The 2,396-nt window shown below is 62.8% G+C and carries 1 protein-coding gene and 1 pseudogene; one reads left to right on the top strand and one right to left on the bottom strand.

The features are described from left to right. Nucleotides 1-857: pseudogene (locus tag VN004_RS08390) on the bottom strand (RND transporter); the annotation flags it as partial. An 874-nt stretch (nt 858-1,731) separates the two neighbouring features. Between VN004_RS08390 and VN004_RS08385 the strand changes: the two are divergent. Beyond that, nucleotides 1,732-2,396, top strand: a 665-nt coding sequence (locus tag VN004_RS08385; protein ID WP_325608883.1) for an LLM class flavin-dependent oxidoreductase, incomplete at its 3' end; no start/stop codon positions are given.

The raw sequence follows: 2,396 nt of genomic DNA, 5'->3' as shown, positions 1-2,396 counted from the left end.
AGCACGCCGCCAACCGCGGTCTGCACATAGCCGCTGGCATTCGGATCGGGAATGAGGCGGCCCGGCAATTCGACCGTGCGGGCGAACGTGCCCTGCTCCGTCTCGATGGTGCGCACACCGAAGATGCGCTGGATCGGCTTCGGAACGTACACGATCCCGCGGGGCAGGCGCTGCGCACGCTGGTCGCTGTCTCCGGCGGCCGCAGGCGCGGGTTCGTGGTCATGACCTTCATGCGCCCGCGCATCGGTGAGGCCGATCAATGCAAGCAGGATGATGGCCTCTCCGGCGCACCGCGCACCGCGGAACAGACCGATCACGATGGCGCCAAGGAGAAACCCGGCGATGCCGGTCGCGAGCGGCGAATGCGTCAACGAGGCCAGCACCTTCTGCAGCGTGCCGCTCTCGGGCACAGCGCCGGTTGCCTCGGCGCCCGGCAGCGGAACGTCGATCGCGACTGGCAGGATGTCGGGATCGCCGCCGGCATTGATGGTGACGATCAGATCGATGTCGCCACCCTTTTCGAGAAACGGAGCGTCGAGGCTGTAGACCCCGTTGCCCAGCGCCTTGGCGGTCACAGGTCCGGCAGGCGTCTCAACTTCGATCCCGGCTTTCTCGACCGGTGCATTGGTCCGATAATCGTCGACAAAGATCGCAAGCGTGCGACCCTGCGCCACCGCGACGATTTCGAAGCGGTCCGAATGTGCCTCGCCACGCGGCGCAACCGTCGCAGGCGCCGGTGGCGCTTCGGGCCCGTGGTCATGGCCCTCATGGGCGCGCGATGCGCTCGCGCCAAGAGCAAGGATCAGCGTGAAAATCAATGCGGCCGCGGCCAATCCCGGCGCAATATGGCGAAACATGGAATCCAGTCCTCGCATGAACAGAAGCGATGACGGACACCCCGAAGGGTGCCCGCCGCGTCTCGAGACGCGGAGCAAACGTTCAGGCGAAGGATTTCGGGGGGCGCGGTGGGCCCTCTCGCGCGAGACCTGCCGGCACAGCAACATTGGCTCCGGGCAAGGGAGCGTTCGTCAGCGGCCGCGAACAAACCCATTGCGCCGGGGCAATCGCGGTACCACAGCTTGAACAATGACCGTTGCTGCAACAGCCACGATCGCCGCAATGGCCATTCGATTGCTCATCGCCGGATTGCGGGGCTTGCGATCTGACCTCGGCGGCAATGACAGTTCGGGCTTTTTCGGACGACATCGCCGAACCGGCCTGGTCGGCGGGGGTCGCATGCATAGGCCCTGCATGCACATGCACGGTGTGCGCATGCCCTGCATACATATGTCCGGCGTGGATGCCATGGGCGCCCGCTGTCCCTGGCGTCAGACCCAGCAACAGGAACGCCGCCAGGATGACGGCGCAAGCCGATATGGTAGCCCGCAGGGACATTCGAAGAACTTATACGAATCCGCCGGTTCGCGAAACGCCTTCCTCGCCCGCTTTGATTAACGTTAGGAGAGGCCGAATTCGCCGCTCTTCGATCCGTTACGGCCACAATGTGTTCGAATGGTAGCCGGGCGAGGTCATCCCGGCATTTCGCCGGTGAAACTCCAGAATGTTCTGTCTTGTGACATCACGCCCGCCGAAAGGTCCCTGCGCTGCCGTTGACTCGGTTCCGCACCAATTTCAGAATGAATGACAAGGGAAACGGGCCGCAAGAGCCCGGCAAGCGTATCGCCGCGAACGGCGAGCGTCCCACGAGGAAATTCCAAGGAGAGTTATGCGATGGCCGCGCCGCTTCGCTTCAACGTCATGCATTTCATGCCGTATTCGTATCTCCCTGAGAATCACAAGGAGTACAAATCGACATGGGTGAGTTTCCCGAACAAATTCTTCGATCCGGAAAAGGGTCACGAACTTTATAATCGTTATATCGGCGAACTCGTTCTCGCGGACGAGCTCGGCTACGACGCGGTGGTGGTGAACGAACACCACAACACCGTCTATTCGCTGATGGCGACGCCGAACATCATCGCCTCGGCGCTGGTGGCGAAAACCAAGAATGTCCGCATCTGCGTCTGGGGGACGCCGCCGAACTTCATGCTGCCGAACCGGCTGGCCGAGGAATATGCGGTGCTCGACGTGATGTCGAAGGGCCGCATCGAGGTCGCCTTCCCGCTCGGCACCGGCATGGAATACTGGTCGAACCCGGTCAATCCGGCGACCGCGCGCGACAAGTTCCGTGAATCGCTGAAGATCATCCTGCAGGCCTGGTCCGAAGACGGCCCGACCACGCATTACGGCAATCATTACACCTACCGCTTCCTCAATCCGTGGCCGCGGCCTTACCAGAGGCCGCATCCGCCCTGCTACATCGTCGGCACCGGCTCGCCGGAGACCATCGAGATCGCGGCCGAACTCGGCTTTGGTTACGCCTCGGTGTTCGTGAC

Origin of the sequence: Pseudorhodoplanes sp. (genome assembly GCF_035565855.1) — a bacterium.
GTDB lineage: Bacteria > Pseudomonadota > Alphaproteobacteria > Rhizobiales > Xanthobacteraceae > Pseudorhodoplanes.
The sequence above is the reverse complement of the archived record's forward strand: the minus strand, read 5'-3'. Positions and strand labels throughout refer to the sequence as shown.